We start from the raw sequence: 1,705 nt of genomic DNA, 5'->3' as shown, positions 1-1,705 counted from the left end.
GGGCGCTAGTGGAATGTTCTGGAAAGGACAACGATACAGGGTGATAGTCCCGTACACGACAGCAACCTTAAAGTGAAATCGAGTAGGTCGAGACACGTGAAATCTTGACTGAATATGGGGGGACCATCCTCCAAGGCTAAATACTCCTAACTGACCGATAGTGAACCAGTACCGTGAGGGAAAGGCGAAAAGAACCCCTGTGAGGGGAGTGAAATAGAACCTGAAACCGCATACGTACAAGCAGTGGAAGCCGGATTTAGTCCGGTGCCTGCGTACCTTTTGTATAATGGGTCAGCGACTTATATTCTGTAGCAAGGTTAACCGATTAGGGGAGCCGTAGCGAAAGCGAGTGTTAACTGCGCGTTTAGTTGCAGGGTATAGACCCGAAACCCGGCGATCTACCCATGGGCAGGTTGAAGGTTGAGTAACATCAACTGGAGGACCGAACACACGTATGTTGAAAAATGCGGTGATGACTTGTGGGTCGGAGTGAAAGGCTAATCAAGCCGGGAGATAGCTGGTTCTCCCCGAAATCTATTTAGGTAGAGCCTCGCACGAACACCATTGGGGGTAGAGCACTGTTAAGGCTAGGGGGTCATCCCGACTTACCAACCCTTTGCAAACTCCGAATACCGATGAGTGATATGCGGGAGACACACTGCGGGTGCTAACGTCCGTTGTGAAGAGGGAAACAACCCAGACCGCCAGCTAAGGTCCCAAAGTACTAGTTAAGTGGGAAACGATGTGGGAAGGCTTAGACAGCTAGGAGGTTGGCTTAGAAGCAGCCACCCTTTAAAGAAAGCGTAATAGCTCACTAGTCGAGTCGGCCTGCGCGGAAGATGTAACGGGGCTAAACTAGTCACCGAAGCTGCGGATTCATAGTTTACTATGAGTGGTAGGGGAGCGTTCTGTAAGCCGTTGAAGGTGTGTTGTAAAGCATGCTGGAGGTATCAGAAGTGCGAATGCTGACATGAGTAACGATAAGGGGAGTGAAAAACTCCCCCGCCGAAAGACCAAGGTTTCCTGTCCCATGTTAATCAGGGCAGGGTAAGTCGGCCCCTAAGGCGAGGCAGAAATGCGTAGTCGATGGGAAACAGATTAATATTTCTGTACTTCTATATATTGCGAAGGAGGGACGGAGCAGGCTAGGCAAGCATGGCGTTGGTAGTCCATGTGAAAGTATGTAGGTTTGAAACTTAGGCAAATCCGGGTTTCTTTAAGACTGAGATACGAGACGAGACTCTACGGAGTTGAAGTTGTTGATGCCCTACTTCCAGGAAAATCTTCTAAGCTTCAGATATATAGGAACCGTACCCCAAACCGACACAGGTGGTTAGGTAGAGAATACTAAGGCGCTTGAGAGAACTCGGGTGAAGGAACTAGGCAAAATAGTACCGTAACTTCGGGAGAAGGTACGCTCTCTAGTGTTAAGCCCTTGCGGTGTAAGCACAGGAGAGTCGAAGTAACCAGGTGGCTGGAACTGTTTATTAAAAACACAGCACTGTGCAAAATCGAAAGATGACGTATACGGTGTGACGCCTGCCCGGTGCCGGAAGGTTAATTGATGGGGTTAGCTCTGCGAAGCTCTTGATCGAAGCCCCGGTAAACGGCGGCCGTAACTATAACGGTCCTAAGGTAGCGAAATTCCTTGTCGGGTAAGTTCCGACCTGCACGAATGGCGTAATCATGGCCACACTGTCTCCAC

The 1,705-nt window shown here is 49.7% G+C and carries 1 rRNA gene; it reads left to right on the top strand.

Going from position 1 to position 1,705, the window contains the following annotated elements:
• Window positions 1-1,705 (top strand): 23S ribosomal RNA (locus ACSLUO_RS17645); the annotation flags it as partial.

The organism is Thalassotalea agariperforans (genome assembly GCF_053470345.1).
This window is presented reverse-complemented; position numbering and strand designations above follow the sequence as displayed.